We start from the raw sequence: 22,509 nt of genomic DNA, 5'->3' as shown, positions 1-22,509 counted from the left end.
CAGTATACCTGCGCGCTTCGGATCTTTAACCACCGCCAGTACGAATGGTCGGACTTTACTGACAGCGCCGTCAGTTAGCAGTCACCGTGCTGACCGGATTGGCGGGCTATAAAGACCTTCATCCTCCCAACCCTTTGCCCCGGCGCCTCACCCCATGCACATTCAACGAAAAACCGCCCTGATCGTGGGTGTCCTCGTGGTAGTGGCGATTGCAGCCTGGGCACTGACCCGGCCCGCCAAGACCAAACTGGCGGCGCCGACCGCGATTCCGGTCCGGGTCGTCAGCGTCGCGCAACAGGACATCCCCCGGTATGTCAGCGGGATCGGCTCGGTGCTGTCGTTGCACAGTGTGGTGATCCGCCCGCAAATCGACGGCATTCTCACCAAGTTGCTGGTCAAGGAAGGCCAACTGGTCAAGACCGGCGACCTGCTGGCCACCATCGATGACCGCTCGATCCGCGCCAGCCTCGACCAGGCCAGGGCACAACTGGGCGAAAGCCAGGCGCAACTGCAAGTGGCACTGGTGAACCTCAAGCGCTACAAGGAATTGAGCATCGACGACGGCGTGTCGAAGCAGACTTACGATCAGCAACAAGCCCTGGTCAACCAACTCAAAGCCACGGCGCAGGGCAATCAGGCGGCGATCGACTCGGCCCAGGTTCAGCTTTCCTACACCCAGATTCGCTCTCCAGTCACAGGCCGCGTCGGCATTCGCACGGTGGATGAAGGCAACTTCCTGCGCATGAGTGATACCCAAGGCTTGTTCTCGGTCACTCAGATCGATCCGATTGCCGTCGAGTTCTCCTTGCCGCAACAGATGCTGCCGACCCTGCAAGGCCTGATCGCCGCGCCGACCCAGGCCAGCGTCGATGCCTATATGGGCGCCGACACCGACGGCCAGACCGGCGATTTGCTCGGTGAAGGCCACCTGAGCCTGATCGACAACCAGATCAGTTCCACCACCGGCACCCTGCGCGCCAAGGCCGAGTTCAAGAATGCCTCGCAGCGCCTGTGGCCGGGCCAACTGGTGACCATCAAGATCCAGACCGCCCTCGACAAAAACGCCCTGGTGGTGCCACCGACCGTGGTGCAACGCGGCCTCGACTCGCATTTTGTGTATCGGGTCAAAGGTGACAAGGTCGAGATCGTGCCGGTGCAAGTCGCCTATCAGGACAGCGACGTGAACATCATCAAGGGCGTGCAAGCCGGTGATGTGCTGGTCAGCGATGGCCAGTCGCGGCTCAAGGCCGGTGCGCAGGTAGACGTGCTCAAGGAACCGCCACAAGTCATCCAGACCGTCGACGCCAAGGTGCAGCCATGAGCGGCAGCCGCTCGCCGTCCGCCTGGTGCGTCGACCACCCGGTCGCCACCCTGCTGCTGACGTTCGCCTTGGTGCTGCTGGGGGTTATTGCCTTCCCGAGCCTGGCCATTGCGCCACTGCCGGAAGCGGAATTTCCGACGATCCAGGTCACCGCGCAATTGCCCGGCGCCAGCCCGGACACCATGGCGTCGTCGGTGGCAACGCCGCTGGAGGTGCAATTCAGCGCCATCCCCGGCATGACCCAGATGACTTCCAGCAGCGCCTTGGGCTCAAGCCTGCTGACCTTGCAATTCACCCTGAACAAAAGCATCGACACCGCCGCGCAGGAAGTGCAGGCGGCGATCAACACCGCGTCCGGCAAGCTGCCCAGCGATATGCCCAGCCTGCCGACCTGGAAGAAGGTCAACCCGGCGGACAGCCCGGTGCTGATCCTCAGCGTCAGCTCCGACAGCATGCCCAGCACCGAGCTGAGCGACTACGTGGAAACCCTGCTGGCCCGCCAGATCAGCCAGATCGACGGCGTCGGCCAGATCAACATCACCGGCCAACAGCGACCGGCGATTCGCGTGCAAGCCTCACCTGACAAGCTCGCGGCCATTGGCCTGACCCTCGCCGACGTGCGCGTGGCCATCCAGCAGTCCAGCTTGAACCTGGCCAAGGGCGCGATTTACGGCGAGAACAGCGTGTCGACCCTGTCGACCAATGACCAACTGTTTCACCCGGATGAATACGGCCAATTGATCGTTTCCTACAAGAACGGCGCGCCGGTTCAGCTGCGCGACATCGCCAAAGTCATCAACGGTTCGGAAAACGCCTACGTGCAGGCCTGGTCCGGCGATACGCCTGGGGTGAACCTGGTGATCTCGCGCCAGCCCGGCGCCAACATCGTCGAGACCGTGGACCGCATTCAAGCCGAACTGCCGCGCCTGGAAGGCATGCTGCCAGCCTCGGTGCAGGTCAGCGTATTGACCGACCGCACCAAGACGATTCGCGCGTCCTTGCATGAAGTGGAAGTCACGCTGCTGATCGCGATCCTGCTGGTGGTGGCGGTGATGGCACTGTTCCTGCGCCAACTGTCGGCGACAATGATTGTGTCCAGCGTGCTCGGCGTGTCGCTGGTGGCCAGCTTTGCCTTGATGTACCTGATGGGCTTCAGCCTGAACAACCTGACGCTGGTGGCGATTGTGATTGCCGTGGGCTTTGTGGTGGACGATGCGATTGTGGTGGTGGAGAACATTCACCGCCACCTGGAAGCAGGCCTGAGCAAACGTGACGCGGCAATCAAGGGCTCTGGCGAGATCGGCTTCACCGTGGTGTCCATCAGCTTCTCGCTGGTGGCGGCGTTTATTCCGCTGCTGTTCATGGGCGGTGTGGTCGGGCGGCTGTTCAAGGAGTTCGCGTTGACGGCGACCTCGACCATTTTGATTTCGGTGGTGGTTTCGCTGACACTCGCACCGACCCTGGCCGCGCTGTTCATGCGCGCGCCGACCCACCACGCCCACGACAAACCCGGCTTCAGCGAACGCCTGCTTGCCGGCTACGCGCGCAACCTGCGCCGCGCGCTGGCGCATCAACGTACGATGGCGGCGATCTTCATGGTGACCCTGGCCCTGGCTGTGGTCGGCTACATATTTATCCCCAAGGGTTTCTTCCCGGTGCAAGACACCGGCTTCGTGCTCGGCACCAGCGAAGCGGCTGCCGACGTGTCGTACCCGGACATGGTCGCCAAGCACAAAGCCCTGGCCGAAATCGTCAAGGCCGACCCGGCGGTGGAGGCGTTCTCCCACTCCGTTGGCGTGACCGGCAGCAACCAGACCATCGCCAACGGCCGCTTCTGGATCGCCTTGAAAGACCGCGGTGACCGCGACGTGTCCGCCAGCCAGTTCATTGATCGCATCCGCCCCAAACTGGCCAAGGTGCCGGGCATCGTGCTGTACCTGCGCGCCGGCCAGGACATCAACCTCAGCTCCGGCCCGAGCCGCGCCCAGTATCAATATGTGCTCAAGAGCAACGACGGCCCGACGCTGAATACCTGGACCCAACGCCTCACCGAAAAACTGCGCGCCAACCCGGCGTTCCGTGACCTGTCCAACGACCTGCAACTGGGCGGCAGCATCACCCACATCAGCATCGACCGCCAGGCCGCCGCGCGCTTCGGCCTGACCGCCACCGATGTCGACCAGGCGCTGTACGACGCCTTCGGCCAGCGCCAGATCAACGAGTTCCAGACCGAGATCAACCAGTACCAAGTGGTGCTGGAACTCGACAGCCAGCAGCGCGGCAAGGCCGAAAGCCTCAACTATTTCTACCTGCGCTCGCCGCTGACCAATGAGATGGTGCCGCTGTCGGCGCTGGCCAAGGTCGACCCGCCGACCGTAGGGCCGTTGTCGATCAGCCATGACGGTATGTTCCCGGCCGCCAACCTGTCCTTCAACCTGGCGCCCGGCGTGGCGTTGGGCGATGCCGTGATCATGCTCAACCAGGCCAAGAACGAAATCGGCATGCCGGCGACCATGATCGGCACGTTCCAGGGCGCGGCCCAGGCGTTCCAGAGTTCGCTGGCCAGCCAGCCATGGCTGATCCTCGCGGCGCTGGTGGCGGTCTACATTATCCTGGGTGTGCTGTATGAGAGCTTTGTGCACCCGCTGACGATCATCTCGACCTTGCCTTCGGCGGGCTTGGGCGCGCTGATCATGCTGTGGCTGCTGGGCCAGGACTTTTCGATCATGGCCTTGATCGGGCTGGTGCTGCTGATTGGTATCGTCAAGAAAAACGGCATCCTGATGATCGACTTCGCCCTGGACGCCCAGCGCGTGCGTGGGCTGCCGCCCGAGGAGGCGATTTATGAAGCCTGTGTCACGCGGTTCCGGCCGATCATCATGACCACCCTCGCCGCCTTGCTCGGCGCCGTGCCGCTGATGCTGGGCTCCGGCCCCGGTGCGGAACTGCGCCAGCCGCTGGGTATCGCAGTGGTGGGCGGCTTGCTGGTGAGCCAGGCGCTGACGCTGTTCACCACACCGGTCATATACTTGTACCTTGAGAAGTTTTTCCACAGGCCCAAACCAGCGCTGGCGCTGGCGACCACACACTAAAGGCGGGGTCATGCGCGTCCTGATTATTGAAGATGAAGAAAAAACCGCGGACTACTTGCACCGCGGCCTGACGGAACAGGGCTACACCGTCGATGTGGCGCGTGAAGGCGTCGAAGGTTTGCACCTGGCGCTGGAGAACGATTACGCGGTGATCGTGCTCGACGTGATGCTGCCCGGCCTCGACGGCTTCGGCGTATTGCGCGCGCTGCGTGCGCGCAAGCAGACGCCGGTGATCATGCTCACGGCGCGTGAGCGCGTTGAGGACCGCATTCGTGGCTTGCGCGAAGGCGCCGACGATTACCTGGGCAAACCGTTTTCGTTCCTGGAACTGGTGGCGCGCCTGCAAGCGCTGACCCGCCGCAGTGGCGGGCACGAGCCGGTGCAGGTCACCGTCGCCGACCTGTGGATCGACTTGATCAGCCGCAAGGCCAGCCGCAATGGCCTGCGCCTGGACCTGACCGCCAAGGAGTTCTCGCTGCTCAGCGTATTGGCGCGGCGCCAGGGTGAAATCCTCTCCAAGACGGCGATTGCCGAGATGGTCTGGGACATCAATTTCGACAGCGACGCCAACGTCGTCGAAGTCGCGATCAAACGCCTGCGCGCCAAGCTCGACGGGCCGTTCGACACCAAGCTGCTGCACACCATTCGCGGCATGGGTTATGTGCTGGAGAACCGCAGTGTCGGCTAACTCCATCGCCCTGCGCCTGAGCGGCATGTTCACGCTGGTGGCGCTGCTGATCTTCGTGTTGATCGGCGGCGCGTTGTACCAGCAAGTGGACCGTGGTTTGGGGCTGTTGCCGGGCGCCGAGCTGGATGCGCGCTACAGCGTGCTGGAGTCGTCGGTCAATCGCTTCGGCACGCCGGACCACTGGGCGAAAATCACCGCCAAACTGAAACTGCTCGGTGAAGAAGACAAACGCATCCGCTTCTGGGTGGTCAGCAGCGATCCGAACTACGAATACGGCAACCCGGACGCGCAAATCCGCGCCTTCGCCGAGGGGCCGACCGGCAAGCGCGACTTGCGCCTGCCAGGGCGTGAATACCCGTTCAAGGTGTTGGTGAGCCAGTTCGCCGCCAAAGAACAGCGCCCGCCGCTGCGCTTTATGATCGCCATCGACACCGAAAACTTCCGCGCAACCCAGCACCAACTCCTGGTGGCCTTGATCGGCCTGGCGTTTGTCGGCGTGGTGCTGGCGGCGCTATTGGGGTTCTGGGTGTCGCGCATTGGCCTCAAGCCGTTGGGCAAACTCTCGGATGAGGCGCAGAAACTAGCACCGCCAAAGCTCTCGGGGCGGTTGCAACTGTCGCCATTGCCGCCGGAATTGAGCCAGTTCGTCAACTCGTTCAACTCCACCCTGGATCGGGTGGAACAGGCTTATTCGCGCCTGGAGTCATTCAATGCCGACGTGGCGCATGAACTGCGTTCGCCGCTGACCAACCTGATCGGCCAAACCCAGGTAGCGCTGACGCGTGGGCGTTCGGCCGAGCATTATTTCGAGGTGCTGCAATCCAACCTTGAGGAGTTGGAGCGCCTGCGTTCGATCATCAATGACATGTTGTTCCTGGCCAGTGCTGATCAGGGCAGCAAGGCCACCAAGCTGATCGAAAGTTCGCTGGCGGACGAAGTGGCCACGACCCTCGATTACCTGGACTTCATCCTCGAAGACGCCCAAGTCCAAGTGCGGGTGCGCGGTGACGCATTGGTGCAAATCGAGAAAGCGCACCTGCGCCGTGCGTTGATCAACCTGCTGAGCAATGCGGTGCAGCACACCGCACCGGGGCAGGTTATCGAGGTGAATATTGAGGTTGAGGACCATCAGGTGGCGATTGGGGTGACCAACCCGGGGGATGAGATTGCCAGTGAGCATTTGCCCCGACTGTTCGAGCGGTTTTATCGGGTGGATGCATCGCGCAGCAACAGCGGGGCGAATCATGGGCTGGGGTTGGCGATCGTCAAGGCGATTGCGTTGATGCATGGCGGGGATGTGTTTGTGCGCAGCGATGGGGGCGGGAATACGTTTGGGATTACGTTGCCGGTGTAAGTGAGTCATCGGCCTGACAGCTGACCTGATTCTGGAACCTAAACTCGGTCAAATTGTGGGAGCGGGCTTGCTCGCGAATGCGGTGGAGCGGTTATGAATGAGCTGACTGACCCACTGCCTTCGCGAGCAAGCCCGCTCCCACATTTGGACTTCGGTACATCAGATAGAAGTTGTGCTGCTGTGCCGTTGCTCTGTTTTTGCTTCAACCACTCAGGTCGGCTACCAGGCCGCCGTGCTCTGCTTTTGATCTTGCTTTTGATCTGACAGGCCCCGTCAACCACGCTGGCCGAACGCAGGCTTGAATCCGTGGGTAACCCGGCAGGACGCCGGGTTAGCCGCGCTGGGCCAAGGATGGCCCATCGCGGCGGCCCACGGATTCAAGCCTGCGTGCGGGCATGCCGAGCCTAGGCGAGGCACCGAGTGGTGGGGCAAAGCGTTTTTTGGTTACTTTTTTAGGCGTTTGTAAAAAAGTGACCCGCCGTAAGGGCGGAACCCTAAGTGGCCGTTACCGCAGAAATGGATATGTACTCGGTCGTCCTGAACCAAACCACCAACCTACCCACCGCCTTCGCGAGCAAGCCCGCTCCCACAATTGGATCGCGGCGTATCCGTTGAATCGGAGTCGTCTTCTGGAACGCCATCGCAGGCAAGCCAGCTCCCACAGGAGGCTCTGCCGCCCCGACTATTGCGATTTGGGCAACAGTCATTATCTTGTTACACTCTGTATCGCACCGCTCACCTGCGTTAATTTGACGCACCGATGAGCGCGACGGCAAACACAGCTTCCCGCTCACCCCAATTTCCCTCGACTTATTTCCAGGGCTCTACACTGGGAATCTGTTTAAAGCCGCTGACTTCAGCGGCTTTTTTTGCCGTAAAAAAGGCCAGGCACACCCCCACGACATTGGCCGTTTACGATTGACCAAAGGAGCTCCACCGGTGAAGAACTCGCTGACGTTCACCCCGCTATTCCTAGCGATTGCAGCAACGATCGCCCCCCTCGCCCACGCCGCAGACACCACCCCCGCCGACGGTTTCGTCGAAGGCGCAAGCCTCAAGATCAACACCCGCAACTACTACATGAACCGCGACCGTCGCGACATTCACACCGATGACAGCAAGGAATGGGGCCAAGGTTTTATCGGCACCTTCGAATCCGGCTACACCCAAGGCACCGTCGGCTTCGGCCTGGACCTCAACGCCATGCTCGGCCTCAAACTCGACGGCGGTGGCGGCACTGACGGTTCCAGCATCCTCCCGTACGGCAGCGGCAACGGCAAAGCCCCCGGTTCGTTCTCTACCGCTGGCGGCACCTTGAAGATGCGCGCCTTCGACACCGAACTGAAAGCCGGCGACCTGTTCCTCAATAACCCGGTGATCGCCGGCGGCATGACCCGCATGCTGCCGCAGGACTTTCGTGGCGTAAGCCTGACCAACCACAGCTTCGACGGCTGGATGCTCGAAGGTGGCCAGGCCAGCTTCACCAAGCTCTACAACCAGAGCGGCCACCGGCGCATCGGCACCAGCTACGGCGCGCTGCCGGACCACGCCGACAGCAAGCACCTGAACTGGGCCGGGGTGTCGTTCAGCGGCATTCCAGGCGTGACCAGCAACTTGTACGCCTCCGAACTCAAGGACGTATGGCACCAGTACTACTACGACCTGGACTACACCTACGCGCTCAATGACCTGGTCAGCCTCAACCCGGGCCTGCACTACTACCACACCCAGGACACCGGCCAATCGCTGCTGGGCAATATCGACAACAACACCTACAGCCTGCATTTCACCGTGGGCGTGGGCAACCACAGCGTCACCGCCGCCTACCAGCGGGTCAACGGCAACACGCCGTTCGACTACATCAGCCAGGGCGACAGCGTTTACCTGGACAACTCCCAGCAATACTCGGACTTCAACGGCCCCAACGAGCGCTCGTGGAAACTCAAGTACGCCTATGACTTCGCCGGCCTCGGCATGCCTGGGCTGACGTCCGCCGTGTCCTACATCAGCGGCAAGACCGACCTGACCAAGGTCGACCCCAACAGCCGTGGCTACAGCGCCTGGTACAGCGCCGATGGCAAAGATGCGAAACACTGGGAGCGGGACATCGATTTGAAGTATGTGGTGCAAGGCGGCAAGGCCAAGGATCTGGCGGTACGCCTGCAATGGGCAACCAACCGTGGCGGCAATGGCTACGCGGCGGTGGATCGCGATGTGGATGAATACCGGGTAATCGTGGACTACCCGATCAACGTGTTCTAACCCGCTGATTTTTCTTTTTTAGCCCATGCTCTAATTTTCATCGCGTAGAACTAAACTGCCAGTATCTTCCCTGTTGAAGCCTGCGCGATGAGTCAACTCCGCCCTCCTTCTTTGCCTGCACGCTCGGAGCTTTTGCTGATTCTGGGCAGTGGCCTCACCGTTATCCTGATTGTGATTATCGTTGCAGCGTTGCTGAACCGCGAACACGCCAGCACCTTGCAGGCGGCCAAACGCGCGACCACCAATATCACCCAACTGATCAATGCCGATGTGTTGCGTAACGCCGAGCTGTATGACTTGGCGTTGCTGGGCTTGATCAGCGCCGCCAAGCGCCAGGACCTGGCACAGGCGTCGCCGGAAATCCGCCACATGGTGCAGTTTGATCAATCCAACGCGGCGCCCTTTAAAGGCGAAGTGCTGTTGCTGGATACCGATGGCGCGGTGATTGCCGACTCCTCGACGCTGCGGCCCACACCGCGCAATTTCGCCAACCGCGATTATTTCCAGGTGCATAAACAGAATGCCCAGGCAGGCCTGTTTATCAGCCGGCCGTTCAAGATCCGCTGCGATTGCGACCAAGTCTGGCGCATGGCATTCAGTCGCCGAATAAGCGGGCCCGACGGCGAGTTTGCCGGTGTCGCGGTGGCGACGATGCGTTTGGCGTACTTTGATCAGTTGTTCAACCGCCTCACCATCGGCAATGGCAGCTCGGTCAACCTGCTGAACAATCGCGGCATTCTCCTGGCCCAGCAGCCGCTGCTGGAACGCGACATGATCGATAAAGACCTCAGCGATCGGCCCAACTTCAAACGCATACTGCGCGAAGGCCAAGGCAGCTTTCGAGCTATCTCAGCCATCAGTGGTACAGAGCGTTTATACACCTTCACCAATGTCGGTGAGCTGCCGCTGATTGTGGTGGTGGCGCTGGCCAGTGAGGACGTGTTCGCCCCCTGGAAGCGCGCCGCGCTGCTGACCAGTGGCGCCACCGGCGTGCTTTGCATTGGTTTGTTATGGCTGACCTGGATGTTGCGCCGTGAACTGCGTCGCCGTTATCGCGCCGAACAGGTGCTGTCGGAGCTGGCCGCCACCGATGCCCTGACTGGCCTGGCCAACCGCCGCACCCTGGATCAACGCCTGGGCCTGGAATGGGAACGCGCACAGCGTTCCACCGAGCCGCTGACGCTGTTGATGATCGACGTGGACCACTTCAAGGCTTTCAACGACCGCCATGGCCATCATGGCGGTGACGCGGCACTGCGCACGGTCGCCCAGGTGATCGGCGGCAACATCCGCCGCCCAGCCGACCTGGCTGCACGGTATGGCGGGGAAGAGTTTGCGGTGGTGCTGCCGAATACCGACGCCAAGGGCGCCTGGGTGATCGCCGAGCATATCCGCAGCGGTGTCGAGCACCTGCCACGGGTCGCCGGTGCCGAGCGGCCGATTACCGTAAGCATCGGCATGAGCACCTGGGACAAACACAGCCGCCTATCACTTGAGGCGTTGCTGCTGCACGCGGATCAGGCGCTGTATGAGGCCAAGCACAGCGGGCGCAACCGGATTGTGGAGGCGGCCACACGCTGATCGGCTGCAACGCCCTGTACGTACTACGCTATTGGCATCCTCGAAGCAGAAGTAAGCCCGATGAGCCCGAGCCTTTCCCGCCCTACACGTCGCCCGGAGCGCTTGCTGATCCTGGGCAGCGTGCTCACGGCCCTGCTGATCGTGGCGATCGTGGCGGTGCTGCTGATTCGTGAACACGCCAGCACCCTGCAGACCGCCAAACGCACCGCGAACAACATTACCCAACTGATCGACGCGGATGTACTGCGCAATGCCGAGCTCTACGACATGGCCCTCAAAGGCCTGATCGCCGCCACGGAGCGCAATGACCTGCACAGCGTTTCCGCCGAAATTCGTCACCTGGTGCTGTTCGACCGCTCCGCCGCCGCACCGTACAACGGCGACATCCTGCTGCTCGACGCCAACGGCGAGGTGATTGCCGACTCGTCCTTGCTCACGCCCAAGACCGGTAACTTTGCCGACCGGGACTATTTTCAGGCGCACCGGAAAAAACCTGATATCGGGCTGTATATCAGCCGGCCGTTCATGGCGCGCTGCGTGTGTGACGACCAATGGCGCATTGCATTCAGCCGGCGTATTTCCGGGCCCGATGGACGCTTTCAGGGCGTCGCGGTGGCGTCCATGCGCCTGTCGTACTTTCACCAACTGTTCAGCAGCCTGAACATCGGCAGCAACAGCACCATTAACCTGATCAACCAGCAGGGCATCCTGCTTGCGCAATACCCCCTGCTGGAACTCGACATGATCGACAAGGACTTGAGCCAGCGCCCCAACGTCGCGCGCATGCTCAAGGAACGCGACGGCAGCTTTCGCGGGGTTTCCAGCGTCGACCACCAGGAACGGCTCTATACCTTTTCCAGTGTGGGCGACTTACCGCTGATCGTGGCGGTGGCCCTGTCTACCGAAGACATCTTCGCCCAATGGAAGCGCGCGGCCTTGCTGATCAGCCTGGCAACCGGCGTGCTGTGCATTGGCTTGCTATGGCTGAGCTGGATGCTGAGCAAAGAATTGCGCCGCCGCCACCGCGCCGAGCAGGTGCTGTCAGAACTGGCAGCCACCGATGCCCTGACCGGGTTGGCCAACCGCCGCACCCTGGACCAGCGCCTGCGCCAGGAATGGGACCGCGCGCAACGCTCAACGGAGCCGCTGACTTTGCTGATGATCGACGTAGACCACTTCAAGGCTTTCAACGACCGTCATGGCCACCACGGCGGTGACGCGGCATTGCGCACGGTGGCCCAGGTGATCGAAGACAACATCCGCCGCCCCGCTGACCTGGCGGCGCGCTACGGCGGGGAGGAGTTTGCGGTGGTGCTGCCGCATACCGACGCCAAGGGCGCGTGGCTGATCGCCGAGCATATCCGCAGCAGTGTCGAGCACCTGCCACGGGTCGCCGGCGCCGAGCGGCCGATTACGGTGAGTATCGGCATGAGTACGTGGGACAAGCGCAGCCGCATGTCGTTGGAGGCGTTGTTGTTGAGTGCGGATCAGGCGTTGTATGAGGCCAAGCACAGCGGGCGCAATCGGATTGTGGATACTGCAACGCTTCAAGCTGGGTGAGTGCCGCGTAAATTAATAGCGAAGCTGCGATGCAGGCGCATTGGTATTTATGGCGTACCGCAGTGATGCTATCGCAGGCAAGCCAGCTCCCACAGGAGGGCTGCGGTGCTTTCACATCAGGCATAAAAAAAGGCCACCCGAAGGTGGCCTTTCAAAACTAAAGAAAGAGAGTTGTTACTTACACCGCCGCAACGGGACGCATGTAAGAGATCGGTGCGGTGCTGGCATCTTCGAAGGTCACGACTTCCCAAGCGTCTGTCTGCTCAATCAACTTGCGCAGCAGCTGGTTGTTAAGGGCGTGGCCCGACTTGAAGCCTTTGAACTCGCCTATCAGGCTATTGCCCAGCAGGTAGAGGTCACCGATTGCATCGAGGATCTTGTGCTTCACGAATTCGTCTTCGTAGCGAAGGCCGTCTTCGTTCAGTACACCATCCGCGTCGACCACAATGGCGTTTTCAACGCTGCCGCCGAGTGCGAGGTTGTGCTTGCGCAGGTACTCGATGTCACTCATGAAACCAAAGGTACGGGCGCGGCTGACTTCTTTTACGAACGAAGTGCTGGAAAAATCCACGCTTGCACTTTGGGTGCGGTCACGGAATACCGGGTGATCGAAATCGATCTCAAAGCTCACTTTAAAGCCTTCGAACGGGACGAAGGTGGCGCGCTTGTCGCCGTCTTCTACTGTCACTTCCCGCAGAATGCGAATGAACTTCTTGGCTGCGTCCTGTTCTTCCAGGCCGGCAGATTGAATCAAGAATACGAAGGGTCCAGCGCTGCCATCCATGATCGGGACTTCGGACGCGGAGAGCTCGACGTAGGCGTTATCGATGCCCAGGCCAGCCATGGCCGAGAGCAAGTGCTCCACCGTGTCCACTTTGACGTCACCGTTGACCAATGTGGTCGACATCGTGGTTTCGCCAACGTTTTCCGCGCGAGCAGGAATCTGCACCACAGGGTCCAGGTCGGCACGAACAAACACGATGCCGGTGTCGACAGGTGCGGGCTTGAGGGTCAGGTATACCTTCTCCCCGGAGTGCAGACCTACACCTGTGGCACGGATAATATTCTTCAGGGTGCGTTGTTTAATCATGGCTTGGACCGCTTCAGCGCAAATTGCGAACTGGTATCAACAAAGGCTGGCGATAATAACAGACCAGACCTTTGCTGAACACCAATCACCTTCATAGCCCTGATACATTCCATTAATCGGCCTGACGACGCAGGAATGCCGGGATGTCCAGGTAGTCCAGATCATCTTGCGGATTCGGGCTACGGGACGCCGCAGCACCGGCCTGAGCCTGGTTGCGCATCACGGTCGGACGGTCCAGATCACGATAGTTCACAGACGGCAGTTCCTGGCGCGCAGGCGCTGGAGCGGCAGCTTGCTGGCTGGCGTGGCTGTTGTGGCCGGTGTGAACGGTATTGTCGATGACCTTCACAGGCTTCTCGATTTTCGCGCCCAGGCCGGTAGCTACCACGGTCACGTGCAGTTCATCACGCATGTCCGGGTCGATAACGGTGCCGACTTTGACCATCGCGTGCTCGGAAGCGAAGGCTTCGATGATGCTACCCACGTCGGAGTACTCACCCAGGGACAGGTCAGGACCGGCGGTGATGTTCACCAGGATGCCGCGTGCGCCTTGCAGGTTCACGTCTTCCAGCAACGGGTTGCGGATCGCCGCTTCAGTGGCTTCACGCGCACGGTTCGGACCGCTGGCGCAGCCAGTGCCCATCATCGCCATGCCCATTTCGCTCATGACAGTACGTACGTCGGCAAAGTCGACGTTGATCATGCCTGGGCGTTTGATGATGTCGGAGATACCGCGAACGGCACCGGCCAGTACATCGTCAGCCTTGGCGAACGCGGACAGCAGGCTTGCGTCCTTGCCCAGGATGGTCAGCAGCTTCTCGTTGGGAATGGTGATCAACGAGTCGACGCTTTCAGACAGCAGACGGATGCCTTCGTCGGCGATCTGCATGCGCTTGCGGCCTTCGAACGGGAACGGACGGGTGACGACAGCAACCGTCAGAATCCCCATTTCCTTGGCCACTTCGGCAATGATCGGGGCCGCACCGGTACCGGTACCGCCGCCCATGCCAGTGGTGATGAACACCATGTTGGTGCCTTGCAGCACTTCAGCAATACGCTCGCGGTCTTCCAGTGCGGCTTGACGGCCGACTTCCGGATTGGCGCCAGCGCCGAGGCCCTTGGTCACGGCTGTGCCCAATTGCAGGATGGTCCGCGCGCCGATGCTTTTCAGCGCCTGGGCATCAGTGTTGGCGCAGATGAATTCAACGCCTTCAATGTTGCTCTTGACCATGTGGTTGACAGCGTTGCCGCCGCCACCGCCGACACCGATTACTTTGATAACCGGGCTTGCGGGGATGTTGTCTACGAGTTCGAACATGTTCCCTCTCCTTTCATTTTCTCTAGTTTTTTCGCCTACTGCTTACTGCGGTGCTGCGGTGTCGCGGTAAATCTTTAGAAATTGCCTTTTACCCAAGCCTGCAGCCGCTCGAACAACGGCGCTTTCGCCTCGTCGTCGCTGCGGTAGCTGTCACGGATACTCGGGCCCGACAGGGAAATGCCGTCGGTCTGCTTTTGCAGCCCGTACAACAGCAAGCCCACACCGGTGGAATAAATCGGGTTGCGCACCACGTCGCCCAGGCCTTTGACGCCATGGGGCACGCCCAGGCGAACCGGCATGTGGAAGATTTCCTCGGCCAATTCGACCGCGCCTTCCATCTTCGAGGTGCCACCGGTCAGCACGATGCCGGCCGGGATCAAATCTTCATAACCGCTGCGGCGCAGTTCAGCCTGGATCAGGGTGAACAGCTCGTCGTAACGAGGCTCGACCACTTCAGCCAGGGCCTGACGCGACAGCTCACGCGGTGGGCGATCGCCGACGCTTGGCACCTTGATGGTTTCACCGGCACCGGCCAGTTTGGCCAGGGCGCAGGCGTAACGGATCTTGATTTCTTCGGCGTACTGGGTCGGCGTACGCAGCGCCATGGCGATGTCGTTGGTGACCTGGTCGCCGGCAATCGGGATCACGGCGGTGTGACGGATCGCACCCTCGGTGAAGATCGCGATGTCGGTGGTGCCGCCGCCGATGTCGACCAGGCACACGCCCAGCTCTTTTTCGTCGTCGGTCAGTACCGAGTAGGCCGACGCCAGTTGCTCAAGAATGATGTCGTCGATTTCCAGGCCGCAGCGGCGCACGCATTTTTCAATGTTCTGTGCGGCGTTGACGGCGCAGGTTACCACGTGAACCTTGGCCTCCAGACGTACGCCCGACATGCCCAGCGGCTCACGAACGCCTTCCTGGTTATCGATCACGTAGTCCTGCGGCAAGGTGTGCAGCACGCGCTGGTCAGCCGGGATCGCCACGGCCTGGGCGGCGTCGAGTACGCGCTCAAGGTCGGCGGAGCTGACTTCGCGGTCGCGGATCGCCACGATGCCGTGGGAATTCAGGCTGCGGATATGGTTGCCGGCCACGCCGACGAACGCCGAGTGAATCCGGCAACCGGCCATCAGCTGCGCTTCTTCGATGGCGCGCTGGATCGATTGCACGGTGGACTCGATGTTCACCACCACGCCCTTCTTCAGGCCCCGGGACGGATGCGTGCCGATACCGACGATTTCGATAACACCGTCTTCACCGACCTCGCCGACCAGCGCCACCACTTTGGAGGTGCCGATATCGAGACCGACGATCATTTTTCCGCTTTGCACGTTTGCCATGGGTCCTGCCTCTTCTTAATTCTTCGCGACAGCGGGTTTGGCTGTCGTCGGCGCAGCTGGTTCACGCCAGCCGACGGCCAGGCCGTTGGCGTAACGCAGGTCGACGCTCGCAATGTTCGTAATCTGTTCTTTCAAGGTCTTGTCATAGATGGCAATAAAGCGGCGCATCTTTTCCACCAGGTTGCCGCGTCCCAGCAGCAACTCGATGCCCGGGCCGGAGCTGCCTGCCCCGGTGGTCAAAAACCAGCTGCCCCGTTCACGCAGTTCCAGGCGTGCAATGGAGAAACCCAGCGGGCGCAGCATCTGGCTCAAAGCCTGGTACTGCTGCATTACTTGCTGTTGCGCCCGCTGCGGCCCGATCAACTGCGGCAGGTGTTCGTAATTCGCCAACTCACGCGGGGTAAATGCCTGGCCCTGGTTGTTCAGCAGCGCGCCATCGCCCCAACGGGCCACGGGCAGCTGTTCTTCCAGGCGGATCGTCACCTGGTCCGGCCAGACGCGGCGGACTTCGGCGTGGGCGATCCACGGCATTTGCTCCAGCTCCGAGCGCATACCGGCCAGGTCGATGGTGAAGAAGCTCGCCGCCAGGTACGGGCCGATGCGCTGCTGTACCGCTTGCTGGCTGATGTAGCTCAAGTCGCCCTGCACACTGATCTTGGTGATCGGTCGATCGGCATACGGCAACAGGCGCTGCGCACCTTCGTAAGTACCAAAGCCCAACGCTACCAACAGCACCGGCCAGAACAACGCTTTGAGAAAACCAAAGTTGGCTTTTGGCAGGCGCGCCGACATCGGCTCTTTAGCCACCATTCGGCTGGCACCTCGTGGCACCGGCTTGCGGCTGGGCACTGGAGGTTGCTGATGACGAAGCGATGCGCCGTTCATGTGTTTAGCCTCTTGGCTCAATGCTTGCGGCCAGGATCGCCAGCACCAACTGCTGGAAATCCAAACCGGCTGCACGGGCTGCCATAGGTACCAGGCTGTGATCGGTCATACCGGGAGCGGTGTTGACTTCCAGGAACCAGAAATTCCCTTCGTCATCCTGCATCACGTCTGCCCGCGCCCAACCGGCGATACCCAGCGCCTCACAGGCTTTCGCCGTGAGGTCCATCAATTCCTGTTCCTTGGTTGCGTCGAGGCCGCACGGGATCCGGTACTGGGTATCGGAAGCCACGTACTTGGCGTCGTAGTCGTAAAAGGTGTGGGGCGTGCCCAATGCGATAGGCGGCAATACCTGGCCACGCAGGGTGGCGATGGTGTACTCAGGGCCTTGAATCCACTGTTCCACCAACACTTGCGAATCGTAGGTACTTGCCGCTTTCCATGCGTCGATCAATTCGGCGGCCGAGTTCACTTTGGCCATGCCGATACTGGAGCCTTCATGGGCTGGTTTGACGATCAAAGGCAGGCCCAGTTCCTTGGCTGCAGAAATACAATCGTCTTCGCTGCACAGCACGTTGTGACGCGGGGTTGGAATACCCAGGCTGTGCCACACCTGCTTGGTGCGCAACTTGTCCATCGCCAGTGCCGACGCGAGGATGCCGCTGCCGGTGTAAGGGATGCCGGCGCACTCGAGCAAGCCTTGCATGCTGCCGTCTTCGCCGCCACGGCCGTGCAGGATGATGAAGGCACGGTCGATTTTTTCGGCCTGCAGGCGGGCGAGGAAATCATCGCCCACGTCGATACCGAACGCGTTCACGCCGGCACTTTGCAGGGCTTCAAGCACGGCATTGCCGGACTTGAGCGACACTTCACGCTCGGCGCTTTTGCCGCCAAACAGCACGGCCACGCGGCCGAAGTCGGCAGGCGTAACCGTGGAAACCAGGGCGTCGTAATGGGTGGTCATTTCGACTTCCCCTGCACGGCGGCAAACAGCGGGCTCGCCAGCAACTTGGGCGCAAGGCCACCGATATCACCGGCGCCCTGGCACAGCAGGATGTCACCGGCACGCAGCAGCGGCTTGACGATCGGCGCCAGGTCCACACCGCGCTCGATGTAGATCGGGTCCAACTGGCCACGCTGACGGATGCTGTTGCACAGCTTGCGGCTGTCGGCGCCCGGGATCGGTTCTTCACCGGCCGGGTAGACTTCCATCAACAGCAGCACGTTGGCATCGGCCAATACATTGACGAAATCGTCGTACAGATCACGGGTGCGGCTGTAGCGGTGCGGCTGGTAAACCATCACCAGGCGACGCTCCGGCCAGCCACCGCGCACGGCTTTGATGACTGCGGCGACTTCGGTCGGGTGGTGACCGTAATCGTCCACCAGCATCACGTCGCCGCCGTCCACCGGCAATTGGCCGTAGACCTGGAAGCGACGGCCAACCCCGGCAAAGCGCGACAGGCCTTCAACGATGGCTTCATCGCTGACGCCCTCGTCGGAGGCGATGCAGATGGTCGCCAGGGAGTTGAGCACGTTGTGGTTGCCCGGCATGTTCACCGAGACGTCCAGCGGCTCGCGGTCGGGGCGCAGCACGGTGAAGAAGGTTTGCATGCCTTCCTGACGTACATTGATCGCGCGCACGTCGGCGTCTTCGCTGAAGCCGTAGGTCACGGTCGGACGCTTGACCAGCGGCAGGATTTCACGCACGACAGGATCGTCCAGGCACACCACGGCCAAACCGTAGAACGGCAGGTTGTGCAGGAATTCGACGAAGGTTTTCTTCAACTTGTTGAAGTCACCGTCGTATGTCGCCATGTGGTCTTCGTCGATGTTGGTGACCACCGCAACCAGCGGTTGCAGGTGCAGGAAGCTCGCGTCACTTTCATCGGCTTCGGCGATCAGGTAGCGGCTGGTGCCAAGCTGGGCATTGGTGCCCGCTGCATTCAGACGGCCACCGATCACGAAGGTCGGGTCCAGGCCACCGGCGGCGAACACCGAGGCGATCAGGCTGGTGGTGGTGGTTTTGCCGTGCGTACCGGCAACGGCGATGCCGTGGCGATAACGCATCAGCTCGGCGAGCATCTCGGCACGCGGCACCACGGGGATACGGCGCTCAAGGGCGGTGGCCACTTCCGGGTTGGAGGTGTTCACTGCACTGGAAACCACCAGCACATCAGCCTCGGCGGCGTTCTCGGCGCGGTGGCCGATAAAGATTTGCGCGCCAAAGGACTTCAGGCGGTCGGTGACCGGCGACTCTTTCAAGTCGGAGCCGGACACTTGGTAGCCCAGGTTCAGCAGTACTTCGGCAATACCGCACATGCCCACACCGCCGATACCGACGAAGTGGATGCGACGGATGCGGCGCATTTCCGGTTGTGGCATGGCTTTCTGATTCTCAACCATGGGCCACCTCCAGGCAGATATCGACCACGGTGCGGGTTGCGTCAGGTTTGGCCAGGCGGCTTGCGGTGCTCGCCATGCTGTTGAGTCGTTCCGGTTGCATCAAAACCTCGGTCAGGCGTGCGGCCAAATCGGCGGCGCCAGTCGTTCTTTGCGGCAGCAGGAAGGCAGCGCCCTCCCCGGCCAAATATTCGGCGTTGCGGGTCTGGTGATCGTCAATCGCGTGGGGCAAAGGCACCAGCAAGGACGGCAGACCGGCGGCGGCCAGTTCACTGACGGTCAGCGCACCAGCGCGACAGACCACCAGGTCGGCCCAGCCATAGGCGTGGGCCATGTCTTTAATGAAGGGCTGTACATTCGCCTCGACCCCGGCCTCGCGATAGCGAGTGGCGGTCACTTCATCGTGGTTCTTGCCGGCCTGGTGGAAGATCTCCGGGCGCAATTCCACAGGGAGTTGCGCCAGCGCTTCGGGCAGCAATTTATTCAGCGGCTCGGCGCCCAGGCTTCCGCCCAGAATCAGCAGATGCGCCTTGCGCCCGGCCAATGCCTCACGGGCAATGGCCATAAACAGTTCGGTGCGCACCGGGTTGCCGGTGGTGCGCAGCTTGTCCGAGGCGGCAAAGGTTTTCGGGAACGCTTCACACACCCGTGCGGCCAACGGCACCAGCAGGCGGTTGGCAGTGCCGGCGACGGCGTTCTGCTCGTGCACGATCACCGGCACGCCGGCGAGCTTGGCTGCCACGCCGCCAGGGCCGGTCACGTAACCACCAAAACCGAGCACACACACCGGCTTCAATTCGCGGATGACGTTGCGTGCCTGCCACACCGCCTTGAGCAACACGAACGGCGCCTTGAGCAGGGACAGCTTACCCTTGCCACGCAGGCCGGTGACGTTGATCAAATGCAGCTGCAAGCCGGCATTTGGCACCAATTCATTTTCGATGCCGCGCGGTGTACCGAGCCAATGCACGGTGTAGCCACGGTTCTGGAATTCGCGCGCGCACGCCAGGGCCGGGAACACGTGGCCCCCGGTGCCGCCCGCCATGATCAGCACGTTAGCGCCCATGGTTCGGCTCCTCGGCAAAATCGCTTTCGCTGAATTCCATCTCTTCGCTGCCCAGGTGGGTTCGACTCTCCCACTCGATGCGCAGCAATAACCCCAGGCAGGCGCAGCAAATCACCAACGAACTGCCGCCGTAACTGAGGAACGGCAAGGTCAGGCCCTTGGTTGGCAGCAGGCCGACGTTCACGCCGATGTTGATCAGGAACTGGCCGATCCACAGGAACGACAAGCCGTACGCCACATACGCGGCGAAATACTGTTTGGCTTTCTCGGCCCACAAGCCGATGTACATGCCGCGCACACACACGAACACGAACAGTGCGACGGTGCACAGCGAACCGACCACGCCCAGTTCTTCGGCGAGTACCGAGAACACGAAGTCGGTGTGCGCTTCCGGCAGGTAGAACTGCTTCTGCACGCTATTGCCCAGGCCCACGCCCAGCCATTCGCCGCGACCGAAGGCGATCAGCGCCTGGGTCAACTGGTAGCCGGAACCGAACTGGTCGGACCATGGGTCGGTAAAGGTAATCAGACGCGCCATCCGGTAGGGTTGCGCCTGCACCAGCACCGTCACGGCAGCCACGGCCAGCACCACCATCAAGGTGAAACGGAACAGGCCGACGCCACCGAGGAATAGCATGGCGGCGGCGGCACCCATCATCACCACGGTGGCACCGAAGTCGGGCTCCATCAGCAACAGGCCCGCCATCGGCAGCAGCACGATGAAGGGCTTGAAGAAACCCATCCAGCTTTCGCGGACTTCTTTCTGACGCCGCACCAGGTAGCCGGCGAGGTAGATCACCACGAACACCTTGGCGATTTCCGACGGCTGCACGTTGAACGCACCGAAGCCGATCCAGCGCATCGAACCGTTCACCTCGCGGCCGATGCCGGGCAGGATCACCATGATCAGCAAGCCAAACGCGCCGATCAGCATCATCCAGCCCAGGCGCTGCCAGGTGGCAATCGGGATCATCATGGTGACGATGCACGCGCCGAGGCCGATGACCAAATACACCAGGTGACGGATCATCATGTACAGGGTGTTGCCCGACTGCACGGCGGCCACTTCGGAGGATGCCGAAGTGATCATCACCAGGCCCAGGCCCAGCAGCGCGAGGCAACCGGCGAGCATCGGGAAGTCGAGGTCGATGCCACGGCCAGTGATGATCGGCGACGGGTACGGCTTGATGATATTTCTGAAATTCATGCCAAGGCCTCCACGCCGCGGGCGAACAGCTGGCCGCGCTCTTCGTAGTTCTTGAACATGTCGAAACTGGCGCACGCCGGCGACAGCAGCACTGCATCACCCGGCTGGGCCAGGGCTTGGCAGTGAGCGATGGCGTCGTCCAGGGACGTGGCGCGCACTTGCGGCACCGCGTCACCGAGGGCGGCGGCGATCAGATCGGAATCACGGCCCAGCAGCACCACGGCGCGGCAATGGGCGGCCACCGGACCTTTGAGGTCCTTGAAGTCGGCACCCTTGCCATCGCCACCGGCGATCAGCACAAGCTTGCCTTCGATGTCGGCACCCAGGCCTTCGATGGCAGCCAGGGCAGCACCGACGTTGGTGGCCTTGGAATCGTTGTAATAGCTGACGCCGTTGAGGTCGCGCACCCACTGGCAGCGGTGCTCAAGACCGGCGAAGGTGCGCAGGCTGGCGAGCATGGCATCGAACGGCAGGCCGACCGCATGACCGAGCGCCAAGGCCGCGAGCGCATTGGACTGGTTATGCGCGCCACGGATTTTCAGCTCACGCACCGGCATCAGGTTCTGGAATTCGAAGGCCAGGTATTTCTCGCCGTTCTCTTCGCGAATGCCGAAGGCTTTGAAATCAGGTTTGCCGAGGCCAAAGGTCCAGCACGGCAGGCCCTCGCCCATCAGCGGACGGCTCAGGGCGTCTTGACGGTTGACCACGACTTGCCTGGCACCACGGAAAATCCGGTGCTTGGCCAGGTGATACGCCGGCAGGCCGCTGTAGCGGTCCATGTGGTCTTCGCTGACGTTCAACACGGTGGCCACTTCGGCGCCGAGGTCGTGGGTGGTTTCCAGCTGGAAGCTCGACAGTTCCATCACGTACAGCTCGACGTCGTCGCTGAGCAAATCCAGCGCCGGTGTGCCGAGGTTACCGCCCACGGCCACGCGCTTGCCGGCCGCAATGGCCATCTCGCCCACCAGCGTGGTCACGGTGCTTTTCGCGTTGGAGCCGCTGATGGCCACAATCGGCGCTTTCGCGTTGCGCGCGAACAGGTCGATATCGCCGGAGAGCTTCACGCCACGTGCGGCAGCAGCTTGCAAAGCCGGTGTCGCCAGGGCCAGGCCTGGGCTCACGTAGAGCTCATCGGCACGGCACAGAAACTCGACATCCAGCTCGCCACAACGCACTTCCACGTGCGGGTAGTCACGGCGCAGCGTGACCAGCTCCGGTGGATTTTCCCGCGTATCGGCCACAGCAAACGACGTGCCCCGGTTCGCCAGGAAGCGAACCAGGGACATGCCGCTCTTGCCGAGGCCGACAACGATGCGGAAGTGGTCTGAAGCGATCAGGGACACTCGTT

General features: G+C 61.6%; 16 protein-coding genes. 7 read left to right on the top strand and 9 right to left on the bottom strand.

Annotated features, from left to right (window positions below):
* Positions 1–154: 154 nt before the first annotated feature.
* From PspR76_RS05625 to PspR76_RS05595, 7 genes are all read left to right on the top strand, one after another.
* Entirely contained in the window at positions 155–1,321 is a 1,167-nt protein-coding gene (locus PspR76_RS05625) for an efflux RND transporter periplasmic adaptor subunit (RefSeq protein WP_159954316.1), read from the top strand.
* Positions 1,318–4,413, top strand: coding sequence for a multidrug efflux RND transporter permease subunit (locus PspR76_RS05620; protein WP_159954315.1), 3,096 nt, complete (start codon positions 1,318–1,320; stop codon positions 4,411–4,413). Before PspR76_RS05625 ends, PspR76_RS05620 begins: the two co-directional genes overlap by 4 nt.
* Before the next feature lie 10 nt (positions 4,414–4,423).
* Positions 4,424–5,101 (top strand): heavy metal response regulator transcription factor, encoded by a 678-nt coding sequence (locus tag PspR76_RS05615; protein ID WP_065900845.1) that lies wholly within the window; start codon positions 4,424–4,426, stop codon positions 5,099–5,101.
* Complete coding sequence (locus tag PspR76_RS05610) at positions 5,091–6,455, top strand: heavy metal sensor histidine kinase (protein WP_159954314.1); 1,365 nt, start codon at positions 5,091–5,093, stop codon at positions 6,453–6,455. The genes PspR76_RS05615 and PspR76_RS05610 overlap by 11 nt, the downstream gene beginning before the upstream one ends.
* Before the next feature lie 939 nt (positions 6,456–7,394).
* A complete protein-coding gene (locus tag PspR76_RS05605; protein ID WP_159954313.1) occupies positions 7,395–8,717 on the top strand; it encodes an OprD family porin in 1,323 nt (440 codons plus the stop codon).
* An 87-nt stretch (positions 8,718–8,804) separates the two neighbouring features.
* On the top strand, positions 8,805–10,298 hold the full coding sequence (locus PspR76_RS05600; protein WP_159954312.1) for a sensor domain-containing diguanylate cyclase: 1,494 nt from the start codon (positions 8,805–8,807) through the stop codon (positions 10,296–10,298).
* Positions 10,299–10,358: 60 nt separating this feature from the next.
* On the top strand, positions 10,359–11,858 hold the full coding sequence (locus PspR76_RS05595; protein WP_159954311.1) for a GGDEF domain-containing protein: 1,500 nt from the start codon (positions 10,359–10,361) through the stop codon (positions 11,856–11,858).
* 178 nt (positions 11,859–12,036) lie between these two features.
* Here the strand turns inward: PspR76_RS05595 and lpxC are convergent, their stop codons facing one another.
* From lpxC to murD, 9 genes are all read right to left on the bottom strand, one after another.
* The gene (lpxC, locus tag PspR76_RS05590) at positions 12,037–12,948 is read right to left on the bottom strand and encodes a UDP-3-O-acyl-N-acetylglucosamine deacetylase (RefSeq protein ID WP_003171886.1); all 912 of its coding nucleotides are present in this window, start codon (positions 12,946–12,948) and stop codon (positions 12,037–12,039) included.
* Between the two features lie 112 nt (positions 12,949–13,060).
* Positions 13,061–14,266, bottom strand: a complete 1,206-nt coding sequence (ftsZ, locus tag PspR76_RS05585; protein ID WP_017138180.1) for a cell division protein FtsZ — start codon at positions 14,264–14,266, stop codon at positions 13,061–13,063.
* Positions 14,267–14,340: 74 nt separating this feature from the next.
* Positions 14,341–15,603 carry a cell division protein FtsA gene (gene ftsA / locus PspR76_RS05580; protein WP_110623104.1) on the bottom strand — a complete coding sequence of 421 codons (1,263 nt, stop codon included), beginning with the start codon at positions 15,601–15,603 and terminating at the stop codon, positions 14,341–14,343.
* Positions 15,604–15,618: 15 nt separating this feature from the next.
* Entirely contained in the window at positions 15,619–16,488 is an 870-nt protein-coding gene (locus PspR76_RS05575; RefSeq protein ID WP_159954310.1) for a cell division protein FtsQ/DivIB, read from the bottom strand.
* 4 nt (positions 16,489–16,492) lie between these two features.
* Complete coding sequence (locus tag PspR76_RS05570; protein WP_159954309.1) at positions 16,493–17,449, bottom strand: D-alanine--D-alanine ligase; 957 nt, start codon at positions 17,447–17,449, stop codon at positions 16,493–16,495.
* Positions 17,446–18,891, bottom strand: a complete 1,446-nt coding sequence (gene murC / locus PspR76_RS05565) for a UDP-N-acetylmuramate--L-alanine ligase (RefSeq protein WP_159954308.1) — start codon at positions 18,889–18,891, stop codon at positions 17,446–17,448. The genes PspR76_RS05570 and murC overlap by 4 nt, the downstream gene beginning before the upstream one ends.
* The gene (murG, locus tag PspR76_RS05560; RefSeq protein WP_159954307.1) at positions 18,884–19,954 is read right to left on the bottom strand and encodes an undecaprenyldiphospho-muramoylpentapeptide beta-N-acetylglucosaminyltransferase; all 1,071 of its coding nucleotides are present in this window, start codon (positions 19,952–19,954) and stop codon (positions 18,884–18,886) included. Before murG ends, murC begins: the two co-directional genes overlap by 8 nt.
* On the bottom strand, positions 19,944–21,161 hold the full coding sequence (gene ftsW, locus PspR76_RS05555; protein WP_159954306.1) for a putative lipid II flippase FtsW: 1,218 nt from the start codon (positions 21,159–21,161) through the stop codon (positions 19,944–19,946). The genes murG and ftsW overlap by 11 nt, the downstream gene beginning before the upstream one ends.
* The gene (gene murD / locus PspR76_RS05550; RefSeq protein WP_159954305.1) at positions 21,158–22,504 is read right to left on the bottom strand and encodes a UDP-N-acetylmuramoyl-L-alanine--D-glutamate ligase; all 1,347 of its coding nucleotides are present in this window, start codon (positions 22,502–22,504) and stop codon (positions 21,158–21,160) included. The genes ftsW and murD overlap by 4 nt, the downstream gene beginning before the upstream one ends.
* Positions 22,505–22,509: the final 5 nt, after the last annotated feature.

This window comes from Pseudomonas sp. R76 (assembly GCF_009834565.1).
GTDB lineage: Bacteria > Pseudomonadota > Gammaproteobacteria > Pseudomonadales > Pseudomonadaceae > Aquipseudomonas.
Note: the sequence above shows the minus strand (reverse complement) of the source record. Positions and strands in the feature narration are given on the sequence as shown.

Excerpts from the sequence above, each read along its gene's own strand:
- PspR76_RS05625 (WP_159954316.1), top strand. The coding sequence starts at position 155 with ATGCACATTCAACGAAAAACCGCCCTGATCGTGGGTGTCCTCGTGGTA.
- PspR76_RS05620 (WP_159954315.1), top strand. The coding sequence starts at position 1,318 with ATGAGCGGCAGCCGCTCGCCGTCCGCCTGGTGCGTCGACCACCCGGTC.
- PspR76_RS05615 (WP_065900845.1), top strand. The coding sequence starts at position 4,424 with ATGCGCGTCCTGATTATTGAAGATGAAGAAAAAACCGCGGACTACTTG.
- PspR76_RS05600 (WP_159954312.1), top strand. The coding sequence starts at position 8,805 with ATGAGTCAACTCCGCCCTCCTTCTTTGCCTGCACGCTCGGAGCTTTTG.
- PspR76_RS05595 (WP_159954311.1), top strand. The coding sequence starts at position 10,359 with ATGAGCCCGAGCCTTTCCCGCCCTACACGTCGCCCGGAGCGCTTGCTG.
- lpxC (WP_003171886.1), bottom strand. The coding sequence starts at position 12,948 with ATGATTAAACAACGCACCCTGAAGAATATTATCCGTGCCACAGGTGTA.
- ftsZ (WP_017138180.1), bottom strand. The coding sequence starts at position 14,266 with ATGTTCGAACTCGTAGACAACATCCCCGCAAGCCCGGTTATCAAAGTA.
- ftsA (WP_110623104.1), bottom strand. The coding sequence starts at position 15,603 with ATGGCAAACGTGCAAAGCGGAAAAATGATCGTCGGTCTCGATATCGGC.
- PspR76_RS05575 (WP_159954310.1), bottom strand. The coding sequence starts at position 16,488 with ATGAACGGCGCATCGCTTCGTCATCAGCAACCTCCAGTGCCCAGCCGC.
- PspR76_RS05570 (WP_159954309.1), bottom strand. The coding sequence starts at position 17,449 with ATGACCACCCATTACGACGCCCTGGTTTCCACGGTTACGCCTGCCGAC.
- murC (WP_159954308.1), bottom strand. The coding sequence starts at position 18,891 with ATGGTTGAGAATCAGAAAGCCATGCCACAACCGGAAATGCGCCGCATC.
- murG (WP_159954307.1), bottom strand. The coding sequence starts at position 19,954 with ATGGGCGCTAACGTGCTGATCATGGCGGGCGGCACCGGGGGCCACGTG.
- ftsW (WP_159954306.1), bottom strand. The coding sequence starts at position 21,161 with ATGAATTTCAGAAATATCATCAAGCCGTACCCGTCGCCGATCATCACT.